Source organism: Mesotoga sp. HF07.pep.5.2.highcov, from assembly GCF_003666285.1.
Taxonomy (GTDB): domain Bacteria; phylum Thermotogota; class Thermotogae; order Petrotogales; family Kosmotogaceae; genus Mesotoga; species Mesotoga prima.
This window is the reverse complement of sequence record NZ_JFHJ01000343.1, coordinates 1-1,189: the sequence shown is the minus strand read 5'-3', so window position 1 is coordinate 1,189 and position 1,189 is coordinate 1. Positions and strand designations below refer to the sequence as shown.

Here is a 1,189-nt window from a genome sequence, read left to right as displayed (position 1 = left end):
CGCATAAAAGATCTTGAAACCACCGAAGGATGTTTCGTTTGATCTCATATGGTATTGCATTTGATTATTAAGTAAAAAGCACAATTAGATGCGGGAGGAGCTCACTAAGACTATGCCAAGAAGCGGCCGGACCGGGTCGTCAAGAAAACACCGTTACCACGAGAACTTCGCGTGTTCAAGCATATTCCTCAATGAAGCGCTGACGGATGAGCAATTCAGTTGCGGTCGACAAGATCCGACGATTTAGGCTCATCCAAGATCTCCTCGATCTCTTCCAGTTTTTCGTTTACCTCGGCAAGAGCTTCTATCTCCCTGACTTTTGGGAGCAGCCTGCTTTCAAAAGAACCCACCCCATCATTGTAGGCCCTTACGGCGTTCTTAAGATGGCCCTGTAATCTGCTGTAATGGGAAAAAAAGACCCGAAATCTTTCATAGAGCTCCTTAGAGGCTTGAACGAGACGCTCGGCATTTTCTGTAAGACTATACTGCTGCCATCCATACGCGACGGACTTTAGCAACGCAACGAGATTCACAGGAGAGGCGATTAGGATCTTTCTTGAAACGGCATATTCGAAAAGTTCAGGATCTGCGAGAAAAGCGGCGTTGATTGCCGACTCCAGAGGAACGAACATGACAACAAAATCGGCTGTTCTACTGAAGGCCTCAGAGTATTTCTTGCCGGCAAGCCTGTTAACGGTATCGCGGACATTCTTCGCGTAGTTACCCATGAGCTGCTTTCTAAGAGATTCGTCTTCTTCTTCCAGCGCTGTCAAATAACTGTCCAGCGGCACTTTGGCATCGACGGGAATGAAGGCGTTATTGGGCAGCTTCACTATCATGTCCGGTCTACCGTTATCGATAGACTCCTGTTCCACGAAGTCAACATGCTCGGTCATCCCGCTGAGCTCAACAATGCGTCGAAGCTCTATCTCGCCCCAACGGCCGCGTGTCGATCTGTTCCTCAAGGCGCTCTTGAGATCCGTTACGCCCTGTCTGAGGTCGGTGTTGGCTTCGGAAAGCATCTTCAGCTGTTCTTCAAGAGCTTTATAAGCTCCTTCCCTTTTCGATTCAAGTTCTTTAACATTTTTCTCGAGCTTTTCGAGATTGTCTCTTACCGGGCTGACAAGGCTCTCGAAATCCTTTTTCTGGCTTCCCCAGTCTTCTTTCTGGAGTTTCAGAAGGCCAGAGA

1 protein-coding gene is annotated in these 1,189 nt (G+C 48.2%); it reads right to left on the bottom strand.

The window, feature by feature from the left end; translation table 11 throughout:
• Positions 1-215: 215 nt before the first annotated feature.
• A partial coding sequence (locus tag BG32_RS07460; protein ID WP_147434877.1) for a DNA recombination protein RmuC occupies positions 216-1,189 on the bottom strand: 974 nt, incomplete at its 5' end.